The sequence below is a fragment of the Lysinibacillus sp. CTST325 genome (assembly GCF_054665055.1).
The window spans coordinates 328,066-349,240 of sequence record NZ_BAAFHO010000002.1 but is presented as its reverse complement, the minus strand read 5'-3'; the positions used below and the strand labels follow the sequence as shown (position 1 = coordinate 349,240).

Annotated in this window: 20 protein-coding genes and 1 riboswitch; of the genes, 16 read left to right on the top strand and 4 right to left on the bottom strand. The window is 35.8% G+C overall.

Annotated elements, in window-relative coordinates:
* Positions 1 to 272 precede the first annotated feature (272 nt).
* The 11 genes from metK to bioF all read left to right on the top strand — a co-directional run bounded on the left by metK (position 273) and on the right by bioF (position 11,875).
* A complete protein-coding gene (metK, locus tag ACYQ73_RS07115) occupies positions 273 to 1,448 on the top strand; it encodes a methionine adenosyltransferase (protein WP_460011832.1) in 1,176 nt (391 codons plus the stop codon).
* The gene (locus ACYQ73_RS07110; RefSeq protein WP_460011831.1) at positions 1,448 to 2,944 is read left to right on the top strand and encodes an aminotransferase class I/II-fold pyridoxal phosphate-dependent enzyme; all 1,497 of its coding nucleotides are present in this window, start codon (positions 1,448 to 1,450) and stop codon (positions 2,942 to 2,944) included. Before metK ends, ACYQ73_RS07110 begins: the two co-directional genes overlap by 1 nt.
* A complete protein-coding gene (speD, locus tag ACYQ73_RS07105) occupies positions 2,941 to 3,375 on the top strand; it encodes an adenosylmethionine decarboxylase (protein ID WP_460011830.1) in 435 nt (144 codons plus the stop codon). The genes ACYQ73_RS07110 and speD overlap by 4 nt, the downstream gene beginning before the upstream one ends.
* The gene (gene speE / locus ACYQ73_RS07100) at positions 3,375 to 4,229 is read left to right on the top strand and encodes a polyamine aminopropyltransferase (RefSeq protein ID WP_460011829.1); all 855 of its coding nucleotides are present in this window, start codon (positions 3,375 to 3,377) and stop codon (positions 4,227 to 4,229) included. Before speD ends, speE begins: the two co-directional genes overlap by 1 nt.
* Positions 4,230 to 4,565: 336 nt before the next feature.
* Positions 4,566 to 6,440 carry a leucine-rich repeat domain-containing protein gene (locus tag ACYQ73_RS07095; RefSeq protein ID WP_460011828.1) on the top strand — a complete coding sequence of 625 codons (1,875 nt, stop codon included), beginning with the start codon at positions 4,566 to 4,568 and terminating at the stop codon, positions 6,438 to 6,440.
* Positions 6,441 to 6,595: 155 nt separating this feature from the next.
* Positions 6,596 to 6,642, top strand: a riboswitch (PreQ1 riboswitch).
* 266 nt (positions 6,643 to 6,908) lie between these two features.
* The gene (queC, locus tag ACYQ73_RS07090; RefSeq protein WP_460011827.1) at positions 6,909 to 7,568 is read left to right on the top strand and encodes a 7-cyano-7-deazaguanine synthase QueC; all 660 of its coding nucleotides are present in this window, start codon (positions 6,909 to 6,911) and stop codon (positions 7,566 to 7,568) included.
* A gap of 3 nt (positions 7,569 to 7,571) precedes the next feature.
* Complete coding sequence (gene queD, locus ACYQ73_RS07085; protein ID WP_460011826.1) at positions 7,572 to 8,045, top strand: 6-carboxytetrahydropterin synthase QueD; 474 nt, start codon at positions 7,572 to 7,574, stop codon at positions 8,043 to 8,045.
* Positions 8,038 to 8,766 carry a 7-carboxy-7-deazaguanine synthase QueE gene (queE, locus tag ACYQ73_RS07080; RefSeq protein ID WP_460011825.1) on the top strand — a complete coding sequence of 243 codons (729 nt, stop codon included), beginning with the start codon at positions 8,038 to 8,040 and terminating at the stop codon, positions 8,764 to 8,766. Before queD ends, queE begins: the two co-directional genes overlap by 8 nt.
* Positions 8,767 to 9,486: 720 nt before the next feature.
* Positions 9,487 to 9,990: a hypothetical protein gene (locus ACYQ73_RS07075; protein ID WP_460011824.1), complete on the top strand. Its 504-nt coding sequence runs from the start codon at positions 9,487 to 9,489 to the stop codon at positions 9,988 to 9,990.
* Positions 9,971 to 10,702, top strand: coding sequence for a 6-carboxyhexanoate--CoA ligase (bioW, locus tag ACYQ73_RS07070; RefSeq protein ID WP_460011823.1), 732 nt, complete (start codon positions 9,971 to 9,973; stop codon positions 10,700 to 10,702). Before ACYQ73_RS07075 ends, bioW begins: the two co-directional genes overlap by 20 nt.
* A gap of 3 nt (positions 10,703 to 10,705) precedes the next feature.
* Positions 10,706 to 11,875 (top strand): 8-amino-7-oxononanoate synthase, encoded by a 1,170-nt coding sequence (bioF, locus tag ACYQ73_RS07065; protein ID WP_460011822.1) that lies wholly within the window; start codon positions 10,706 to 10,708, stop codon positions 11,873 to 11,875.
* Positions 11,876 to 12,107: 232 nt separating this feature from the next.
* On the opposite strand, the gene ACYQ73_RS07060 is transcribed toward bioF, so the two are convergent.
* From ACYQ73_RS07060 to ACYQ73_RS07050, 3 genes are all read right to left on the bottom strand, one after another.
* Positions 12,108 to 12,962: a transglutaminase family protein gene (locus ACYQ73_RS07060; RefSeq protein WP_460011821.1), complete on the bottom strand. Its 855-nt coding sequence runs from the start codon at positions 12,960 to 12,962 to the stop codon at positions 12,108 to 12,110.
* A 61-nt stretch (positions 12,963 to 13,023) separates the two neighbouring features.
* Entirely contained in the window at positions 13,024 to 13,989 is a 966-nt protein-coding gene (locus ACYQ73_RS07055; RefSeq protein ID WP_460011820.1) for an alpha-E domain-containing protein, read from the bottom strand.
* Positions 13,943 to 15,433 carry a circularly permuted type 2 ATP-grasp protein gene (locus ACYQ73_RS07050; protein WP_460011819.1) on the bottom strand — a complete coding sequence of 497 codons (1,491 nt, stop codon included), beginning with the start codon at positions 15,431 to 15,433 and terminating at the stop codon, positions 13,943 to 13,945. The genes ACYQ73_RS07055 and ACYQ73_RS07050 overlap by 47 nt, the downstream gene beginning before the upstream one ends.
* A gap of 174 nt (positions 15,434 to 15,607) precedes the next feature.
* On the opposite strand from ACYQ73_RS07050, the gene ACYQ73_RS07045 reads away from it, so the two are divergent.
* Both ACYQ73_RS07045 and ACYQ73_RS07040 read left to right on the top strand, forming a co-directional pair.
* The gene (locus tag ACYQ73_RS07045) at positions 15,608 to 16,021 is read left to right on the top strand and encodes a hypothetical protein (RefSeq protein WP_460011818.1); all 414 of its coding nucleotides are present in this window, start codon (positions 15,608 to 15,610) and stop codon (positions 16,019 to 16,021) included.
* Positions 16,022 to 16,370: 349 nt separating this feature from the next.
* Positions 16,371 to 17,348 carry a tyrosine recombinase XerC gene (locus tag ACYQ73_RS07040; RefSeq protein WP_460011817.1) on the top strand — a complete coding sequence of 326 codons (978 nt, stop codon included), beginning with the start codon at positions 16,371 to 16,373 and terminating at the stop codon, positions 17,346 to 17,348.
* Between the two features lie 60 nt (positions 17,349 to 17,408).
* On the opposite strand, the gene ACYQ73_RS07035 is transcribed toward ACYQ73_RS07040, so the two are convergent.
* Entirely contained in the window at positions 17,409 to 18,278 is an 870-nt protein-coding gene (locus ACYQ73_RS07035) for a LysR family transcriptional regulator (RefSeq protein ID WP_460011816.1), read from the bottom strand.
* A gap of 244 nt (positions 18,279 to 18,522) precedes the next feature.
* Between ACYQ73_RS07035 and ACYQ73_RS07030 the strand changes: the two genes are divergently transcribed.
* From ACYQ73_RS07030 to ACYQ73_RS07020, 3 genes are all read left to right on the top strand, one after another.
* A complete protein-coding gene (locus ACYQ73_RS07030) occupies positions 18,523 to 19,635 on the top strand; it encodes a Gfo/Idh/MocA family protein (RefSeq protein ID WP_460011815.1) in 1,113 nt (370 codons plus the stop codon).
* A gap of 69 nt (positions 19,636 to 19,704) precedes the next feature.
* Positions 19,705 to 20,217: a DinB family protein gene (locus ACYQ73_RS07025; RefSeq protein WP_460011814.1), complete on the top strand. Its 513-nt coding sequence runs from the start codon at positions 19,705 to 19,707 to the stop codon at positions 20,215 to 20,217.
* 310 nt (positions 20,218 to 20,527) lie between these two features.
* On the top strand, positions 20,528 to 21,058 hold the full coding sequence (locus tag ACYQ73_RS07020; RefSeq protein ID WP_460011813.1) for a hypothetical protein: 531 nt from the start codon (positions 20,528 to 20,530) through the stop codon (positions 21,056 to 21,058).
* Positions 21,059 to 21,175 lie beyond the last annotated feature (117 nt).

Genomic DNA, 21,175 nt, shown 5'->3' with positions numbered 1-21,175 from the left:
ATTAATTGACACTCAAATGTTTATGACTTAATATGAGTCTCAGCATAATAATATAGCTCTTATTAATAACCGTTGAGACGAGGGGTCGAAGATACGGTGGCCAAACAATTTAGTTCATCATGAATTAAATCCAGTGGGCCGAACCTGAGCACAAAATTTACTTTTGTGAACAATAAGAGGAACAGCAGCTGATAGTATTCGAAGCTTTCCTTAAAATTGGGTGAGCTTTTTTTTATGCCCTAAAATCTATAATTTGTTAGGAGCAGTGAAAATTGTCAGAAAAAGTATTATTCACATCGGAGTCTGTATCGGAAGGACATCCAGATAAAATTGCAGACCAAATCTCAGATGCAGTATTAGACGCAGCATTATTACAAGATCCACTATCACGTGTGGCATGTGAAGTATTCACAACTACAAACACAGTAATTGTTGGTGGAGAGATCACAACAAAAGCAGAACTAGATATCGAAAAAATTGCCCGTGATACCCTAATCGGCATTGGTTACACAGATGATAAGTTCGGCATTGATGGTCATAACTGCAATGTACAAGTTTTAGTACACACGCAATCTCCTGATATCGCAATGGGGGTTGATTCTTCAAGCGATACAAAAGAAGTTGGTGCAGGTGACCAAGGTATTATGTTCGGTTTTGCGACTAATGAAACGGAGAACTATATGCCTTTAGCAATTGAAATGGCGCATATGCTTGTAAAACGTGCAACTGAGCAACGTAAAAATGGTCAATTCAAATGGGCTCGCCCAGATATGAAATCACAAGTAACAATTGATTATACAGATAGTATGCAACCTAAAATTGATACTGTTTTAATGTCAATACAACATGATGATGATTTTGACCGAGTAGCATTCATTGATTACGTTACAGAAAAAGTAATTAAAGATGTTGCGAAGCAATTTGGTATGAATGAAGACTTCCGCATTTTAATTAATCCTACTGGTCGTTTCGTAGTAGGCGGACCACACGGAGATGCAGGTTTAACAGGACGTAAGATTATTGTTGATACTTATGGCGGCGCAGCTCGTCATGGTGGTGGCGCATTCTCTGGTAAAGACTGTACAAAAGTTGACCGTTCCGCGGCTTACGCAGCGCGATACGTTGCGAAAAATATTGTTGCAGCAGGCTTGGCAGATAAATGTGAAATCCAATTATCATATGCAATTGGTGTAAGTGAACCAATTAGTATCGCTTTAGAAACATTTGGTACAGAAAAAGTAGCAAAAGAAGAAATTTTAATAGCGATTCGTCAATTATTCGACTTAACTCCAACTGGCATTATTAACATGCTAAATCTACGTAAACCACAATATCAACAAGTTGCAGCTTATGGTCACTTTGGACGTAGTGATGTAAACGTGACTTGGGAAAAAACAGACAAAGTTTCGGAATTACAGCAACTATTAGCAGTTGCTATGGGACAATAATGCAGTGCGTGCAAGATCGAGTGGCTAAAGAGGAATTTTTAGTCACTCAAGACCGCATGCCATTATTTGACGCTTTGGTCAATTATGCTAAACAAGAAGTTACGCCGTTTGATGTACCTGGACATAAAATGGGGCTACAAGATAACCCATTAAAATGGACGCTTGGAGAAATGACATTAAGAATGGACGTAAACTCGATGAAGGAGCTTGATTTATTAAGTCATCCGGAATCAGTTATTAAAGAAGCTCAGCAATTAGCTGCACAAGCATTTAATGTAGACTACGCTTACTTTTTAGTAAATGGAACTACTGTAGGTATTCTGGCGATGATTTTAGCGACATGTAAACCAGGAGATACATTGATCGTTCCTCGTAACTGCCATAAATCAGTGATGAACGGCATTATATTAAGTGGAGCAAAACCAGTATTTATTCAACCTGAAGTTGATCAATATTTTGGTATTGCACACGGAATTTCCGTTGAAAATGTAAAATCAGCGCTTGCAGAAAATCCACAAGCGAAAACTTTGCTTGTGACGTATCCAACATATTTTGGTTCGATGAATAAACTGCAAGAAATATGTAAACTCGCACATGAACAAAATGTAACAGTTATTGTTGATAGTGCACACGGAGCGCATTTAACATTTTTACCTAATGCAAACGATGCGATTAGTGCTGGTGCAGATGCAGTAACGATGAGTATGCATAAAACTGGGGGTTCATTAACGCAAAGTTCGCTTCTTTTACTACAAGAAAAACGAATCGATTCGAAGCATTTGCAAAAAGTATTAAATATGCTTCAAACGACGAGTGCAAATTATTTATTAATGAGTTCTTTAGATGTAGCACGAAGGGATTTAGCGGTGTTTGGACAGCAACGTTATAGCAATTTAAAGTCAATTGTTGTTGCGGCTATTGAAGAAATTGAAAATAATTCACGCTATGAAGTATTAAAAGCTGAATACGTACAGCAAAATTTCAATCAATCATATGATTGGACGAAACTTGTTATACGTGTGAACGATCTCGGTTTAACTGGTTTTGAAGTTTACACAATATTGAAACAACAGTATGGAATTCAATTAGAACTTGCTGAAGGATATGTCATAATGGCAGTCATTAGTCATGCTGATACGAATGAAACAATTGGTAAATTAGTACATGCGTTAAAAGATATTGAACTTAATCACGCTAAAAATGAAGCGATTCAGTCAGCTTATGTGACAGCTAATCAAATAAATAGATTAGCAATGACACCGCAACAGGCGTGTAATGCAGAAACAGAAACAATTTTAATTTATGATGCGGTAGGTCGAATTAGTGCAGATTCATTAATGATTTATCCACCGGGAATACCACTAGTTATCCCCGGAGAAATTATTTCAGAGGAAGTAGTAGAATTATATAACTTCTATTTTCTTAATTTTGGCAATGTTTTGAATGAAACTAAAGAAGAAAATTATATAACAGTCGTAAGGGAGATAGATAAATGAGCATTGAATTATCAACATTAGGAAGACACGTATTAATCGAATTTTATGGTTGCCCAAGTGAAATTATTGAGCAAAATGCTTTAATCGAGCAGTTTATGAATGAAGCAGCAGACTATTCTGGGGCAACAATTGTAGAATCTTGCTTCCATCATTTCAACCCATATGGTGTATCGGGTGCAGTAATAATTGCTGAATCACATTTAACGATTCATACTTGGCCAGAATACGGATTTGCTTCTGTTGATGTTTACACTTGTGGCGACTCAGTAAGTCCTTGGAAAGCAGCGGAATATTTAGAACAAAAACTGCAGGCGAAAAAGACAGAATCATTTGAAGTACCTCGTGGAATGGCAGATAAAATTCGTCAATTTGCAGAACAAGAAATTGATACAATTCTTGTGAAACAAGAAATATTAGAGGACGTGATTTAATGAAATGGTATACAGAACAATGGAGCAATAACTGTAAATTTTCAATCGGATACAACGAAGAAATTCATAGTGAACAATCTCCGTTCCAAAAAATCGATTTTTATAAAAGTGAAGAGTTTGGTACTTTCTTCACATTAGACGGTTTGATGATGGTGAATGAAAAAGATGAGTTCGTTTATCATGATATGATTACGCACCCAGCATTCGCTACCAATCCAAATATAAAAAAAGTATTAATTATTGGTGGTGGTGATGGTGGTACGGCTCGTGAAGTACTACGATATAAATCAGTAGAAAAAGTAGTAATGGTTGAAATCGATGAGTTAGTATTCCGTTTAAGCCAGAAATATCTACCAATTACAGCTGCTGGTGTCGAAGAAGACCCACGCATGGAAATGATTTTCGATGATGGCTTAGCATACGTTCAAAACGTAGCTGATCAATCATTCGATTTAATATTAGTAGATTCTACTGATCCAATTTCTGTCGGTGAAGGTTTATTTACAACAGCTTTCTATAAAGAATGTTACCGTGTATTAAATGAAAAAGGAATTCTAATTAACCAACACGAGTCACCATACTTCGCGGAGTATGCAGAAAACATGCGTAAAGCACATAAAAAAATTAAAGGTATATTCCCAATCGCAAGCGTATATCAATTCCATATGCCAACATATCCATCGGGACACTGGCTATTCGGATTTGCTTCAAAAGCATTACATCCAATTAAAGATATTCAAGTAGATACTTGGGACAAATTTGCTCTAAAAACGAAATATTACAATACAGATTTACACGTTGGTGCATTCGCCCTCCCTACATTTGTAAAAGAAGCTCTTAATCGTGATGAATAAACTTTAAACGTAGAAATTTACTCTTACGACAGAGGATTATAGGGACTTTGTGGAGCTTGTTGCGAAGGAAGTTGAGTCTTCGGTAGATTTATATTTGAGTTCCGCATAATAACCTCACTCATCCTTATTACGTAGAACCGTATCACAAGTAATAGTAAACCAGAAGTTTAAACTTATTGTATAAAAAAGTGAATAAACACAAAAAAAGTCGCCTTATGGGCGACTTTTTTTTGTAGGTCTTAAGGTGGAAGATAATTAGTATTTAATAGAAATATTGACAATTATTTTTCGGACAACTAAGCTTAATTAAAAGTAGAGCTGGAGAGGGGATTGCCAGTGGAAATCATTAAATTAAATTGTCCGAATTGTAATGGGAAAATTGAATATAGAGAGGGACAATCATTCAAATGTCCTTTTTGTGAAACTGAAATAATGTTGAAAGAGAATAAAGTTTATTATGTTGATCAGACGATTAATAATTATTATGGTACAACTTCTGCGAATAAAGATACACATCCAAAAACGAATTTAAAAGCGCTTTTAATAATACCGATTGTCATCCTTTGTGCATTCCTTGGCTATTTTCTTTTGAGCGGCAATCAAACAGAATATGGTAACCGTGAGGACATACCTGTTCGAAAAATGCCTGAAAGCGAAGTTCTTTTATTCTTTTTAAAAGATATTTTTGATAAAGGTGGAGCAATGCCGACTAAAGAAGAAATCGCAAGTATCCGTTATTTAAAGGCATACTATTCTGAAGATCAGTGGCATTTTGATTACAGCCTTGACGATCCGTTTACAAATAAGCAAGCCAAAATTTCTAACTATATCATTATGGATAAGTTATTAAATACACAAAAAATCGAACAAAAAGATTTTGAAGCCTTTACTGGTCTGACGGCATTGAATTTGATGGGCGATTATGAAATATCACAAAGTGAAAATGTAAGCTTCCGACATCTAGAAGGTTTAAAAAGCTATACAGGTCGCTTTAATGAATCATTTAGTAAAATTGCTGAATATTTCAGCGATAAGTCTAATGTTGTAGAGCTCTCTATTCAAATTCGAAGTAATGATGAACTTGCATTATTATTAGAGTTTCCTAATCTTCAATCACTTGAAATTTCGTATTACACCGAGACGGTTACAGACTTCGCTCTTCTGAATCAACTGCGATTAACATCATTGTCTTTAAGATTTGCCAATGATTTAAAGTGGTTGTCTTCATTTACTGATCTAGAGTCGTTAACAATAGATTATAGTGAGGCGACTGATTTTAGCTCGTTCTATTCACTGAATCAATTACAAGAATTGAAACTTACAGCGGTAAAAAATTTAAAAACGCTTGATTTTATACAAAACATGCCTAACTTGCAATCGCTTGATCTTGAAAATATGGATATTACAAATTTAGAACGCCTTAGAAATAAGTCTTCATTGACCAAGCTGCGTTTAGCTTCTCTTTATAAATTAGATTTGCTTGATATTGTGAACAGCCTGACTTCACTGACCGATTTATCGATAACTGGTTATAGTGGCCAAATAGCATCAATTGTAGCACCTCATTTAAAAAAAGCGGAATTAAAAAATACTTTCTTATCCAAGTTAGAGGCACCTGCTCTAAAAGATTTGACTGTTGAGATAAGTGGGGCACAGTCGTATTTGAATGGAGCAGATTTACTGAAATACCCAAAGCTAGAACAACTTACAGCGATGGAGTCTGGCGATTTTACAGGCATTCGTTCTTTAAATCGTCTATCAAATTTGCAAACAATAAATTTAAATGAAACAACTTTTTTTGAAGAGACGAGTGAATTATTCAATTTACAGCATGTAAAAACGGTAAATTGTAATGAGTGTAGATTTCAAATTAATAGTCAAAATTCATTTAACAACAACATATTGGAACATTTGACTTTGAATAATGTATCCTTTCGAATTGGTAAAGGTGACTGGGTGCATGAAGTTGATAAGGTTATGCCTTACTTTGCTGGCTTGTCAGCTCTGCGTTCATTTACTATACAAGATAGTTCACTACAATCGTTAAGTTTTATGGGAAATTGGCAACAAATCGAGGTGCTTCATTTAGAAAATAACGCTATTTCAAATGTAGAGCCATTAGTGAATTTGCCTAATTTGAAAAAGCTATATATTTTAGGGAATCAGGTGCAAAATAAATCTGTTCTAGACAATGGAATAGTGATTTATTGAGATAAATATATATCCGAATTTAATCTCAGCAAAGTGTTTAATGTACTGCTAAAATATAGGGAAATATAACAGTGGTTTTTCCAAAGAAGAAAAATCCGATTGACGTTTTATACTATTTTTTGTATTATATTGAAGAAAAGAATGCCCGGACTAGAACGGGAGAGGTTCATAGCAAATACCCTCTATAAAAAACTATGGAAACATGACAATATGCCATGTCCATATCGGACGTGGCTTTTTTTTATGTTTTTACTTATGTTTTAATAGAATGATTGGTAATGCCTCTCTTGAAAAGTGTTGGGAAACATTTTACAAGGAGGTTTTTTTATGTCTTGCCGAAGCCGTGAAAATGGATTGAAGGATTGAACTTTATGGGTAACCAAGGCACACAAATATTCGTTGAAAAAATAAGAAGAAAGCAGCTCTTTGCTTAGAGTGCTGTTTTTCGATATAAGGGAGTTTTTATAGATGAAGCAGGAAAAGGCAATTGTTGTATTTAGTGGCGGACAGGACAGTACAACCTGTTTGTTTTGGGCAAAAGAACGTTTTGAAGAGGTTGAGGCAGTAACTTTTAATTATGGTCAAAGGCATCGTCTTGAAATTGAATGTGCGAAGGAGATAGCAAGGGAGCTAGGGGTCAAGCATCACATTCTAGATATGTCACTCCTGAATCAGCTTGCTCCGAATGCGTTGACACGACAAGACATAAAGGTAGAAGACGGAGATAATGGTGAGCTTCCTTCGACTTTTGTACCTGGCCGCAATCTTCTCTTTCTTTCATTTGCGGGCGTTTTAGCGAGTCAAGTAGGAGCTAAGCATATTGTAACGGGCGTTTGTGAAACGGATTTTAGCGGATATCCGGATTGCCGAGATGTTTTTATTAAATCCTTGAATGTAACGTTAAATTTATCGATGGATGAATCTTTTGTGATTGATACACCGTTGATGTGGCTGAATAAGGCACAGACATGGGAGCTTGCTGATCAATTTGGGGCACTTGAATTTATTCGGGAAAGAACGTTGACTTGCTATAACGGTGTAATAGCAGATGGCTGTGGTGAATGCCCTGCATGTAAACTGCGAAAAAAAGGGCTTGATGAATATTTGAGCTACAGGAAGGAGTCTTAAGGCATGTCAGATTTTAAAATCGTCGATAAGCTTCAAAAAATAGATGAAGATATTCAAAGAAATCAATTGAACTATCATGCAAAGCGTGTTCTCGTAAGCAAAGAATTTACCTTCGATGCTGCTCATCATTTACATAATTATGAAGGGAAATGTAAAAACCTGCACGGTCATACGTATCGCGTAGTATTAGGACTGAGTGGATACACAGATGAACGCGGTTTGATGATTGATTTCGGCGATATAAAAGCAATATGGAAACAAAAAATAGAGATTCATTTGGATCACCGTTATTTAAATGAAACACTTCCGCCCATGAATACGACGGCAGAGAACATTGTTGTTTGGATTTACGAAAAGTTGGCTGATGCCTTGCTTGATGAGCACGGATATAATGGTGCGCGTGTAGAGTTTATTAGACTATATGAAACCCCGACAAGCTATGCAGAAGCGAGACGGGAGTGGATGGAAGTTGAGTAAGGTACCTGTTATCGAGATTTTTGGACCGACGATTCAAGGTGAGGGAATGGTCGTTGGCCAGAAGACCATGTTTGTGAGAACTGCCGGCTGTGATTATGCCTGTTCTTGGTGCGATTCAGCGTTTACGTGGGATGGCAGCGGAAAGCATCTTATTGTCCAAATGACAGCGGAAGAGATTTGGTCTGAGTTGAAACGTCTTGGAGGCATTGGCTTTTCATTTGTCACGATTTCAGGTGGCAATCCTGCACTCTATCAAAATTTGGAAGAACTCATTGCGATTTTAAAAGAAAACGACATAAAGGTCGGGGTGGAAACACAGGGAAGTAGGTGGCAAAAATGGATGTATGAGATTGATGAACTGACAATCTCACCAAAGCCACCTAGTTCTGGAATGTCCACAGACTATTCGGTGCTCTCTGATATTTTCGAAAAACTTAAAAATCGAAATAGTAATCACCATATATCTCTTAAAATAGTCGTTTTTAATCAAGAAGATTACGATTATGCTAAACAAATTCACCAACGATATCCAATGATTCCTTTTTATCTCCAAGTCGGTAATGATGATCTCACAACGACTGACAATTCACGATTAATACTACATTTATTAGATAAATATCATGCGCTGATTGATAGAGTGGTTAACGATGAGGAATTAAGAGATGTTAAAGTACTGCCACAGTTGCATGCGCTTGTTTGGGGGAATAAAAGAGGCGTATAGTGTGCCATTACAAGAAATTGTATAGTTTTATCATTATTCATTTTAAGCTTCCATCATATACATGCTGTAAACTTTCAAATCGAAAGGGATGTAAATGTCAAAATAACAATGTACATTTTTGCTAGTCTAAACATGTACACTTTCGCTGATCAACTACTTTTCTATACAAGTGCGTGAATCGGAGTTTCTACTCGTAGTATGATTCGATAGCCTAGAACTCAGCAATATCAAAGGCTGGCTAACCGATCAAGACTATTATGCTCGCCACTCCCTATAAAGTGGTAATATACAAAGGAAATCAAAAATGTACTTGGTTAAACAAGCATTTTTGTCCATATTTATTTCAACGATTATAGGGAAAAGATCATAAAAAAAGTATAGGCTAATTTGGCCTATACTTTTTTTATGCGCCCAGCAGGATGTAATCAATAGAATATATATCTGAACTACGAAGCCAAGTGCAAGGGTGCTCGTGGCGGTGCAGAATCTAAAAAAGCAAGCCGCAATTCTCTAGTCAGAGGAACACGACCTTCACTTAGTGAACATTAACAAAACCGTATTTACACAAATAATAAAAAATCCTACCATTTTATCTACTATCCAATCCGCATTTGTGTTAACTTATTATTAAATTAAGTTAACACAAATTCAAGGAGAATAGGAGAAAATAAAGTTATTACAGGTTAATTATGTGCTACTTATTTAAGATGGAGGAATAAAATGATTCGAAAGTTTTCTACATATGATCTTGCCCAAATTTCATTGTTAGCTTGTCTTATTATCGTTACAGGCATGTTTAAAATCCCAACAGGTTTTCCTGGGTCTGAATTTCAATTATCAGCACCCATCGCAGTTGCGATTGCAGCGGTATTTGGATTTAAGCGATATTTTCTAGCAGGCATCATTGCAAGTTTAATCTTATTTTTACTAGGTATACACTCAATTTTAAATGTGGAGATCTCCTTAATTTTTCGATTGACTGTAGGCTTACTCATTGTTTTATTTGGGACTTCAATTCCGGTACTTGTTTTGGCAGGCCCAATTGGGACAACGATTGCTAGATTTGGTTTGGCTTTTACGTTAGGGACTCCATTTTTACCGTTATTAGTTTTGGCTATTCCAGGCATGGTAATCACAGCGGTTAGTGTTTATCCTCTAACGAAAATGTTACAAACAATTAATAGGAAAGTAGCAGGTAATAATCATGTTAAAAACGTGTTATAGCATACGAATGCGTGCGGCTGAAAGAAGCCCTGAACTAGGGGAAAAGCATATATCTGGTGGTGAACGGATAGGTAGTAAATCTCAGATAGAGCCAATTGTAAAACAGTTATTGAACAAAGCAAGTAATCATTCACGTGGAGATGCTGACTTTATTCAAATTACCGTTGAAAAAATTGCGCGTGATCAAATACAGTATATACCACCCTTAGAAATTACGACAGTTGGGGCGGCTTCAATTGAAAAGGCCCATAGTGAAGCAAGAAAGATACTAAGCTCCTTAGGTATTTCGGAACATGCACTGAATGTTGCTTTTCATCAACTTAGTAGTAATCAAAACCTCCGTGGGGCAATCATCCTAAATAGTAAAACTGGATTACGGCTTGACGATCGGGGGCAAAAGGGTGTGCGTGTATCACGAATCGATTGGCAAGACGCTAATGGGGACCTTAATGAGCGTGTCCGTGAAGCGTTGGCTCTGGCATCGAAAGTGGCAAATTCTCCGTTTACAATTGCAGAATTATGTTGGTCTGATGATCCAGATTACGTGACTGGATATGTAAGTAATCGTGCCATTGGTTATGTCAGAATTACACCGTTAAAAAGGGAAGGCTGTGAGAGCGGGGGGCGTATTTATTTTGTGTCAGATGAAGTTGAACTAGAATCTTTTATAAACTATTTAGAAAGCGTACCGGTTCTCATTAGGGGGGATTAAAAAATGGATCATTGGTTTCAAAGGGAACTACAATTAATAGAAGAGAAAGGATTGACAAGGAAGTTACGTTCGTTTTCAAATGGCAATGAGAGCGAGATCATCATGAATGGTAAGAAATTCTTGCTTTTTTCATCTAATAACTATTTAGGTCTTGCAACAGATTTTCGATTAATAAAGAAAGCATCTGAAGGTATTAGTACATACGGTACAGGAGCTGGTGGTTCGAGATTAACAACCGGAAATTTCGTCATTCATGAACAGCTTGAATCTGAAATTGCCGATTTTAAAAAAACGGAAGCTGCCATTGTTTTCAGCAGTGGTTATTTAGCGAACATTGGTGTGATTTCGAGTGTGATGAAGATAGGGGATATGATATTTTCTGATGCGTGGAATCATGCGAGTATTATAGATGGTTGTCGACTTAGTCAAGCAAAAACAATTGTTTATGAACATGCGGATATGGTGGATTTAGAGCATAAATTAAGGCAATCACATGGAGATGGAAAGAAGTTAATTGTGACAGATGGCGTCTTTAGTATGGATGGGGATATTGCTCCACTTCCCGAAATCGTTGCGCTAGCAAAGAAATACAATGCTTACATAATGATTGATGATGCGCATGCGACAGGTGTCTTAGGAAGTGATGGTCGTGGTACTGCTGATTATTTTGGACTAAAAGATGAGATTGATTTTACAGTAGGCACGTTGAGTAAAGCGATTGGTGCAGAAGGTGGTTTTGTGGCGACGTCGGTAATTGCAAAGAACTATTTACTTAATAGCGCTAGATCATTTATTTTCCAAACAGGTTTATCTCCAAGTGCGATTGAAGCAGCGCGAGAAGGAATTTCCATTATTCAAAATGAGCCCGAACGAAGGGAACAATTGCTGAATAATGCTAAATATTTACGTTTAAAATTGCAGGAATCGGGTTTTGAAGTTAAGGAAGGGGAAACGCCCATTATATCTCTTCTTATTGGTGATTCCCATGAAGCTATGCAATTTTCTGAGAAACTTATGGATGAAGGTGTCTTTATTCCAGCGATTCGACCACCAACTGTGCCAAAAGGGTCAAGCCGGTTGCGGATTACAGTGATGGCTACACATACAATGGAGCAGCTCAATATAGTCATAGATAAAATCAAGAAAATAGGAAAAGAAATGGGTATTGTATAATCCTTATATAATAAAGAATGATGCCGAGATCAACTCTTTTGAAAGATTATTATAGTTATTAAACCTTTTTATAGCACTTAATAATATGGAAAAGATGTTTAATCGCTAAATTGTTGTTGGACAATTGCAAAATTGAAGATTAAAATCTGAAAACAATAGATCTTAATAAACCCCTGATCTTCTGCTTAACGTAGAAAAATTAGGGGTTTAATTTATACCATTGTACGTTTTACTATAAATGATTCAATGCTTTGACGCTCACTTTAACTGTTAAATCATGCTTGCCACCTGAATAAACACCTTCAACAGGACTTATATCAGAATAATCACGGCCAATGCATAAAATAATGTGATTTTCTAATACTTCTACATTATTAGTTGGATCGAGACCAATCCAGCCGATTCCTGGTATCATGACTTCTACCCAGGCGTGCGTTGCAATATCACCGACCAAGGCTGAATTTTCATCGACGTATAAATAACCGCTCACATAGCGCGCTGGAATTCCTTTAGCTCTTAGCACCGCAAGCATGACATGTGTGAAATCCTGACAAACACCTCGCTTAAGGGAAAAGGCTTCGCTTGCAGTTGTCGTAACATCGGTTGCACCAGGAACGTATTCAAAAGTCGAGTATAAATATTGCATTAAATTTAATGAAAATAGTACAGGATTTTCAGCATGACCAATGGCGTGATAAACTTCCTCTAACTGATTTTCTGTCATATACGTAAAATGTGTAAACTTTAAATAGGGCAAATAATGCTCATAAAACAGTTTCGAGTGAAAAATGGTCTGCATTTCTGGTGAATATTGAATGCGATGAATAAATGGTGCACGTTGAATGCTAACAATAGAGGTCGTCTGAATTTCTAGCTCTTGATGCTGCTCAGGTATATAAAATGTGCCAACTGTATTGCCCCATATATCAGTATGCTCACGCGTTAAAGATGACGGAGTAATGGCAATTCGATAGGATAATAAGCGCTGACGCTCATCGCCCCTTGGCTTTAAGCGGATTGTATTTAGGCTTTGATCGACTTCAGACTCATATTGAAAAATATTAGTATGTTGAATTTCAAATTTCATTGTGTCCGCTTCCTTTAGATTACTGACTTGCTTGTTGATAGGGAGCTGTGGTTGATTCCTTTCAAGGTTGTACGCTGGGTTCATATAAATGATAAATTGTTGCAAATGTATTGCCAAAATCAATACATTGACACAATCTTTCCTCCATCAATAAAATAGTTTCCTCTAAGGTAATATTCCATAAATCTACATTCATCACAGCAAATAACAAACTTTTTAATGGCGTATGAAGTTCTAAAAATCTTGCTGATAGAGGATCGTTTTCTAAACAAATAAATGCTTCTTCTAATTTTTCTAAGCAAAACATCACTGAACGTGGGAAATGCTTATCCTGTAATAAATATTGAATAACATAAAGTAAATTGGTTTGGCGATGCTTACGCAAATAAGACTCCGTCGCCTCCGATAAATCGAGTAAAAACGATCCGTCCGCTTCTATTAAAGAGATGGCTATTTCCTTATGTTGCTCCAGTATAATTAAAGCCATACGAATCGTCTTTTCTACACGTTCTAACCATTTCCCGACTTGCATGAAATAAAAAGGTAAATCTCGATCCATCGAGCCTTCGATAAGCCCCGTTACCGTCAAAGAAGTCTTGCGAACATTTTGTAAAAAGGAGTTAAGAACGATTAGTGGAATTGGTCTTTCACGTTCCAACATTTCTTGCTGTAATGATAAATAAAAGGCATTTTGCAATTCCCAAAGCTCAATGGGTATGCTATCTCGCGTTACACGGGCGTTTTCTCGAACCGCACATATAGTAGCATGGAGGGCGTTGCTGTTATTATTAGAAAAGAGTAGATATTCGATAAGTGGATTGACTCGAATCGACTCATAAAAGGACAAGTATTCTTCCTTCGAGGCACAAATATTCAACACCGCTTCCCAATGATCGATGTATTCATTTTCTTTGCCAGATTGCTCCAACATATTCAACAGCTGTACTTGTAATATATGTGCATTCGTTTGTGATCGTTCACTATATCGTGCCATCCAGTATAGTGCATCGGCTACTCGACTTAGCATACTGCAATTCCTCCTTTAATATCCATGTATCTTTTGCTCCTCCGCCTTGGGAAGAATTCACAACTAAAGATCCTTCTTTTAATGCTACACGCGATAAACCTCCAGGAAGCACATACATATCCTCGCCCTTCATTACATAAACACGCAAATCGACATGACAAGGATAAAATCTCCCATCCTGGAAAGCTGGTGCTCTAGACAGACAAATAGTTGGTTGTGCAATGTATTGATACGGATTTTCCAAAATCTTTTCTTTAAAAATGGCCATTTCTTCATCACTCGCATGCGGACCAATTAGCATATCATAGCCACCAGAGGCACTAACATTTTTTATGACAAGCTCTCTCATATGTTTAAGAACCCAAGCTCGCTGTCTATCATCAGCTAGATGATAAGTCTCCACATTACGTAAAATAGGCTCCTCTTTCAAATAGTAGCGAATCATATCTGGTACATAGGCATACATCGCTTTATCATCAGCAACACCATTACCAACAGCATTTAAAATAGCAATATTTCCAGCCTTATAAGCAGCCATAATATGAGGAACTCCAAGTAAAGAATCCTCACGAAAAACAGCAGGATCTAAGAAATCATCGTCAATTCGGCGATAAATAATATCAATTTGCTCTAAACCGTAGATTGTCTTCATGTACACTTTTTTATCTCGGACAATTAAATCACGCCCTTCAACAAGCTGAATATTGAGCTGTTGTGCTAAAAAAACATGATCGTAATAGGCCGAATTATACATGCCTGCTGTTAAGAGAACAGCTTTAGGCTCTCTCTCTGGTTTCATAGAAGGTGGCCGATGAGCAAGTAGTGCCTTCTTCATAAAGGCCATTTGTTTATCGAGTGACTGGATCGTATGTTTAGAGAAAAATTCAGGATACACTTCCTTCATCACAGATCGATTTTGAAAAACATAGGATATCCCTGAAGGATTGCGTAAATTATCTTCTAACACGTAATAAACGCCATTTTCATCACGAATCAAGTCTATACCTGCTAAAAAAATATGATTATCAATAGGTACTTTTACACCAAACATTTCTTTATAATAATACGGATTGTTTTCAACGAGCTGTTTTGGAATAAGCCCATCCTCAAAAATAGACTGTTCATGGTAGACATCGTGTAAAAAACAATTTAAGGCTTTTACACGCTGTTTCATACCAGCTTCAATTACTTCCCACTGATCATATGGAATAATAATAGGTATAAAATCAAAGGGCATTGTCCGCTCTGTTCCACCTTGTGCACCATACACGGTAAATGTTATGCCTTGTTTAAGGAATGTTGATTGTGCTTGCTGATATTTTTCATCTAATTGTTCCTTAGTGAAAGCATTGAGCTTATGGTGGAAAGACCGATAATGAGGCTTCGGTTGATTACCTTCGAACATCTCATCAAAAAACATACCAGATTCATAGAACTTCATCATATGGATCGCCCTCCGAATTTAAGTAGTAAAGAAAACGTGATACACTTAGTAAGAATCAATTTCGCCTTGGCGTAATTGTAGTTAATGGTTACCAATTGAAATGGAACCACATCTGCATTCATCTCATCACTTTTAGAGGAATGAAGATAAATACATATAAAAGGAGCTAATAAAATGACAATCATTAATTTAATGCAAGCTTATGAGCTAGACAAGCTTTCAAAATTAGATTTTACTGATGAGGAGATTGTGCGTACATTGCAAACAGGGGATGTATCAGTTTGGCAGGAAAAAGTACCAAACTATGAATTTTCCGAAACAATGGCACTTTATCAAGAAGGGGAACAATTATTGTTGAACGCTCTGCATGGTAACTACCGTATCAAATATGTAACTTTGCCAGGCATTCAACGTTTACTGTATCTTCGTTTCCAATTAGAAGAAGGTAAGGATTATCAATTATTAGAAACAGGAATCCAGCATTTAACTTGTGATGAGGAAGCTATCGCTAAGCTTCAACATATGCTATCAACAAACTGGTCTCTAACAAAACAGGTAGATGGGACGTATAGTATTTTTGTAAAGTAACGTTTTTCATACCGAAATCGACAAAAATACAAATAATCCCATGCGTGTTATGAGAAGAATCGACACGTACAGTTGCCCATCTTTTTATTTTTCGAATCGTCTCAGAGCATTTGACTCACTAGATTTAAATATTCATTTTTTTCGTGTTTTATACCTAAAAAGTGAAACTTTCATAAATACTTTTAAAAAAAGGTGATTTTCTTTCAAAAGGGAATCATCTTTTTTTTCGTCCATAAACAGAACGTTTGTTCCGAAATATAAAAAGGAGCATATTTTTCACCATAACGTTCCCAAATTTATATTTGGGAACGTTTTTTCGTGGTAAAATAGAGAAAATAGAGGTGATTTTATGGAAAAGACGAAGCTTCCTAAAATAATGAGAGATTTCCTCGTCTATTTAACGACGATTAAAGGGAAGTCTCATCGCACAAGAAAAGAATATGAATATGATTTGACATTATTCTTCCGTTTCTACCTAGCAATTCAGAATGATCATGATAGTTCAGATTTAACGAAAATAGATATTTCTACTATTTCAATAGAAGAAATTCGTGAAATGACACTAGAGGATCTTTATTTATTTATGGAATATTGCGAGGTGCAGCGAGGGAATTCAGCATCTGCGAGAGCGCGTAAAGTAGCAACGTTAAAATCATTTTTTAAATATTTAAAAGGGAAACGACGTCTACTAGAGGAAAATCCGGCAGATGAATTAGAAACGCCAAAAATAGGACGGAAAAAACCTATCTATATGAACATCGAGGAAGCGACGCAATTTATCGATGGCATCCAGCCAAATCGTGCTTCACCGAGGAATTATTGTATGATGATGTTTTTCTTGAATTTAGGAATTCGTGTGACAGAGCTTTGTCAGCTAAATAGGTCATCTATACAAGGGCGCTACTTAACGGTTGTTGGTAAAGGGAATAAAGAGCGGACCGTTTATTTGAATGATAGCTGCATCCAGGCACTTGCAGACTATGAAAATAGCGGAAAGACAGTATATAAAGGTGAAGGAGAAGAGCCTCTTTTCGTCTCACAAAAAGGAACACGCTTTACTCGTCAAACCGTTGCAAAAATCGTTAAACAAATTAATCAGCAATCCGGACTTCAAAAAGAACGACTGACGCCACATAAGTTACGTCATACTTCCGCAACAATGATGTATAAATCAGGGGCAGATATTCGAAGTCTCCAGCATATACTTGGGCATTCAAGTGTTGCAACGACACAAATCTATACTCATATTGAAGATGAAGAGCTGCAACATGTACTCGAAAATAATCCGTTCAATATTGTTCGTACTAGAGAGCATTTCATTGAATAAAATAGCCAACTAAAGAAGCCGATGATCCTTACATTTGTAGGACTCGGCTTTTTGGTACGATTATCTGTTAGTAGCTTTCATTTCATCAATAGAGTTTGTAAGCTCAATAAACTGTCTTTCAATTGGCGTAAATTCGTGATTTAAACGAGTAATTAAATATAAATCAACGAATCTAAATGGTGATGGTACATCTAAGTATTGTTCAATGTTGTATCGTCTTGCTATACGTTTAGAAATTAAAGTAATTCCCATGCCCATCGTGGCAAATTGTAATAAAGTTTCTGGATCTCCTACTTCAATTATTTCTCCCTGCGTAATATCTAACTTCATACATATATTTCGTAAAATCGAAAGATACAAACAGTTATCAGATAGCACAAGAAAGTTTTTTTCACTCATATAATCCTCGAATATTGTATTCCGATTAATACCTTGACCTATAATAACCATTTCTTCAATAGCTACTTTTTTATACTTAATATTATTATTTTTTAATGAGCCAATCGTATATGCTAGATCAATTTTCCCTAGAAAAATTTGATTTTCTATATACTCTGTTGAACCTGTTTTTAAAGTTACCGATAAATTAGGGTATGTTTGATAAAGTGCATTTAAAGCTTGTGATATTTGAGTTCCTCCCATTGAAATCATCGTTCCAACTCGGAGTTTTTCCTCGTGTTTTTTCATCATATTTTCTGTTTCTTCCCAAAGAAATAATATTCTCTTAAATTGATGATATAATTCTTCTCCATCTTTCGTTAGTGTTACACCTTTAGAATTTCTAATAAATAATTCTTGATTATAATGGTTTTCAATCTTTTTAATTTTTGCCGTCATATTTGATTGTAGGTGATTCAATTTAGCAGCAGCAGCAGATATACTTTTCAATTCTGCAACTGACACAAATGCTTTCATATTTTCAATATCCAATTCTTTTCACATCCATCAAAAAAAGTGATAAGACCAACATGAATTAACATTTAAAATGATGTCTTGTTTTCATTATACTTTGTATAAGGAGATAGAGAAACTTTTATCAGTGGGGTTTTTTCATTCCTAACTAGTCTTCACACGCTAAGTTTTGAGGTGGGAGTCTTGTAGCCGTCGATTCATCGCTACAGATACATTACTGCCTGTTAATAATAGTAATGATAATGTTTTGGAGGAATTTTTAATGGAAAATAGAATTATAAATGTAGGAATTATAGGTGGATCCTTGAATAATCAATGGGCAAGTCAAACACATATTCCAGCACTAAAGAACAATCCCTTTTACAAAATAACAGCAATCGGAACTTCCAATATGGTTACTGCCAAAGAAAGTGCTAAAATTCTTAATGCTCCTTATGCTTTTACAAACTATAAGGAATTAGCGCAATCGAAAGATGTTGACTTAGTAGTTGTAAGTATCAAAGTCCCTCATCATTATGATGCTGTGCTGGCAGTATTAGAAGAAAATAAACATATTTATTGTGAATGGCCACTAGCTATTAATACGAAGCAAGCAGAAAAAATGGCTCAATTGGCAGAAGAAAGAAATATTCATCATGCAATTGGATTACAAGGAAGGCAATCTCCAGAAGTTAATTATTTAAAACAAGCAATTCACCAAGGGGATATCGGTAAGGTAATTTCCTGTACTATGCAAGTTGCAACACAAGGTAAAGGTGGAATAACAGATGAAAAAAGCCGTTATCTTTTACACGAAGATAATGGAGCAACCCTTCTTTCCATTAACGGCGGGCATTCACTAGATGTACTCTGTTATATTTTAGGTGATTTTAAAGAACTATCCGCTACAATGAATGTCCATTATACCGAAGCGTTCTTACAAGAAACAGGCCAGTCAACAGAAAAAAATACAGCTGATCAAATATTAATACAGGGGACGCTCATGAATGGTACTTCAGCATCTGTACATGTCCAAGGTGGAGTTTATCCTGCTTTTCAATTAGAAATTAGGGGCGAAAAGGGAGCATTTCGCTTAACACAGAAAAATTCTTATGGCCATGTCCAATTTGGTAACCTAATCATTGAAAAAATGATACATCCAAATAATTTATTTGACTCTAAAGATGCTTTATATGAAGAAGTAAAAATTCCATCAGAACTAAATAATGACGCGATAAGCTTTGTGAATCAAGCTTATACGATGTTGGCAAAAGATATTGTTGAGAGCAGTAAGCAAATTCCGGATTTTAATGACGCTGTCAAACTGCATCGATTGTTAGATGTAGTTCGAAAATCTGCAAAGACTGGTAAACGAATATTGATAAAGCAAATATAAAAGAATACTTTACATTGTATAAAACATATACAGAAAAGGGAGTAAAAAACGTTAGTGGAGGAGATACCTATGAATCAATTAATAAACGATCATCTATGTGAAACAAGAGAAAGCTTAGTTGAGGAAATTAAATTATTGAGTGATAGTCAATTCAATGCTAAGCCTGATGCGGATTGTTGGAGTATCGCCCAGGTGTGCCATCACTTAACTTTAACGGAGGCATCTTTTATAAGAGTGATTGCGTGGGGATTAAAACAAGAAGATAGTCAGCAAACGGAACGTAAAAATGTTCATCTTATATTAGATAGAACAACGAAAGTTCAAGCACCAGAATTTCTTGAACCAGCTAAAGACTTTTTGACAGTTCAGCAAATCATTGAGTTCCTAAATGATTCTAGAAAGAAATTTACAACTTTCCTTGAGACAATTGAAGATCCATCCATATTAACAGAAAAATCCTTTAAACATCCTGTTCTTGGTGAATTACCCCTCGATCAATGGGTAGAACTAGTTTATATTCATGAACAACGACATATTGAACAAATAAAAGAAATCAAAGCATTCATCAAAGTTGAGCACTAATGAACCGCCGGAGACTGAATACAAAGAATGAAACAAAAGAAAAGCACGACATTATATTAAAGAAATTCTAATTGAAATAAAAAATTCAATCGCATTTGATATAATTTGGAACATCATAATTTTTATTCCTAGAATGATTATCCGACTATTGAAAAATATATGGTGAAAGGTCTAATTTCTCGTAATCAACATAAAGAGATTGAGAAATTAGACACATAAAAAAGAAGGAAAGAGCAAAGAGCCTTTCCTTCTTTTTTATGCGCTTTATGGTATAATTATCATTATTTACTAGTTTTAGATAGGAGAAGTTATGAGAATTTATAAGTTAGTTAGTATATGTACTTCTATTATACTCTTATCAGGGTGTGCAACTAAAACAAAAGAAACGTCTTCTGATGCAGCGTCAAAGGTTGCAAAAAATGATGAAACTGTTGTTTTGGATACCAGTCATAAGGAGAAAGACGATCAACCTATTGTCGCAGATATCACTCAAAAGGAGAAAGGCCCAGAATCAATAAGAACCACTCACCCAATTGAGATTGATGAAGAGATAACGTCTCCGATAGGTGAAAGTCAATCATATTTTACTTATGATGGAAATGTACCATTTAAAATATCTTTAACAAACACTGGTACTGAGAGCTTTATTTACAAAATTCGAAATGTAGATAAAGAAACAAAAGTTCTAGATGGTGTTTTAAAAAGTAATGAAGGTTTTGACCATGTATTTGAGGGATTACCCGAAGGAGCTTATGTTATCTATTGCGTTGTAGAAGAGGAAGAGCCTCCTGTAGATATAAAACTAAAGGTAAAAGTAGAGTTACTTCCCAAAATTCTTTAATATTTTATTATAACGAGAGCCATTGTTTTGAACGATCTTTTTTCAAAACAATGGCTTTTGTCATGTTTTTAATCAAACTTTTTTTGAAATGCTTGACGAAATAAACCATCTGTTATA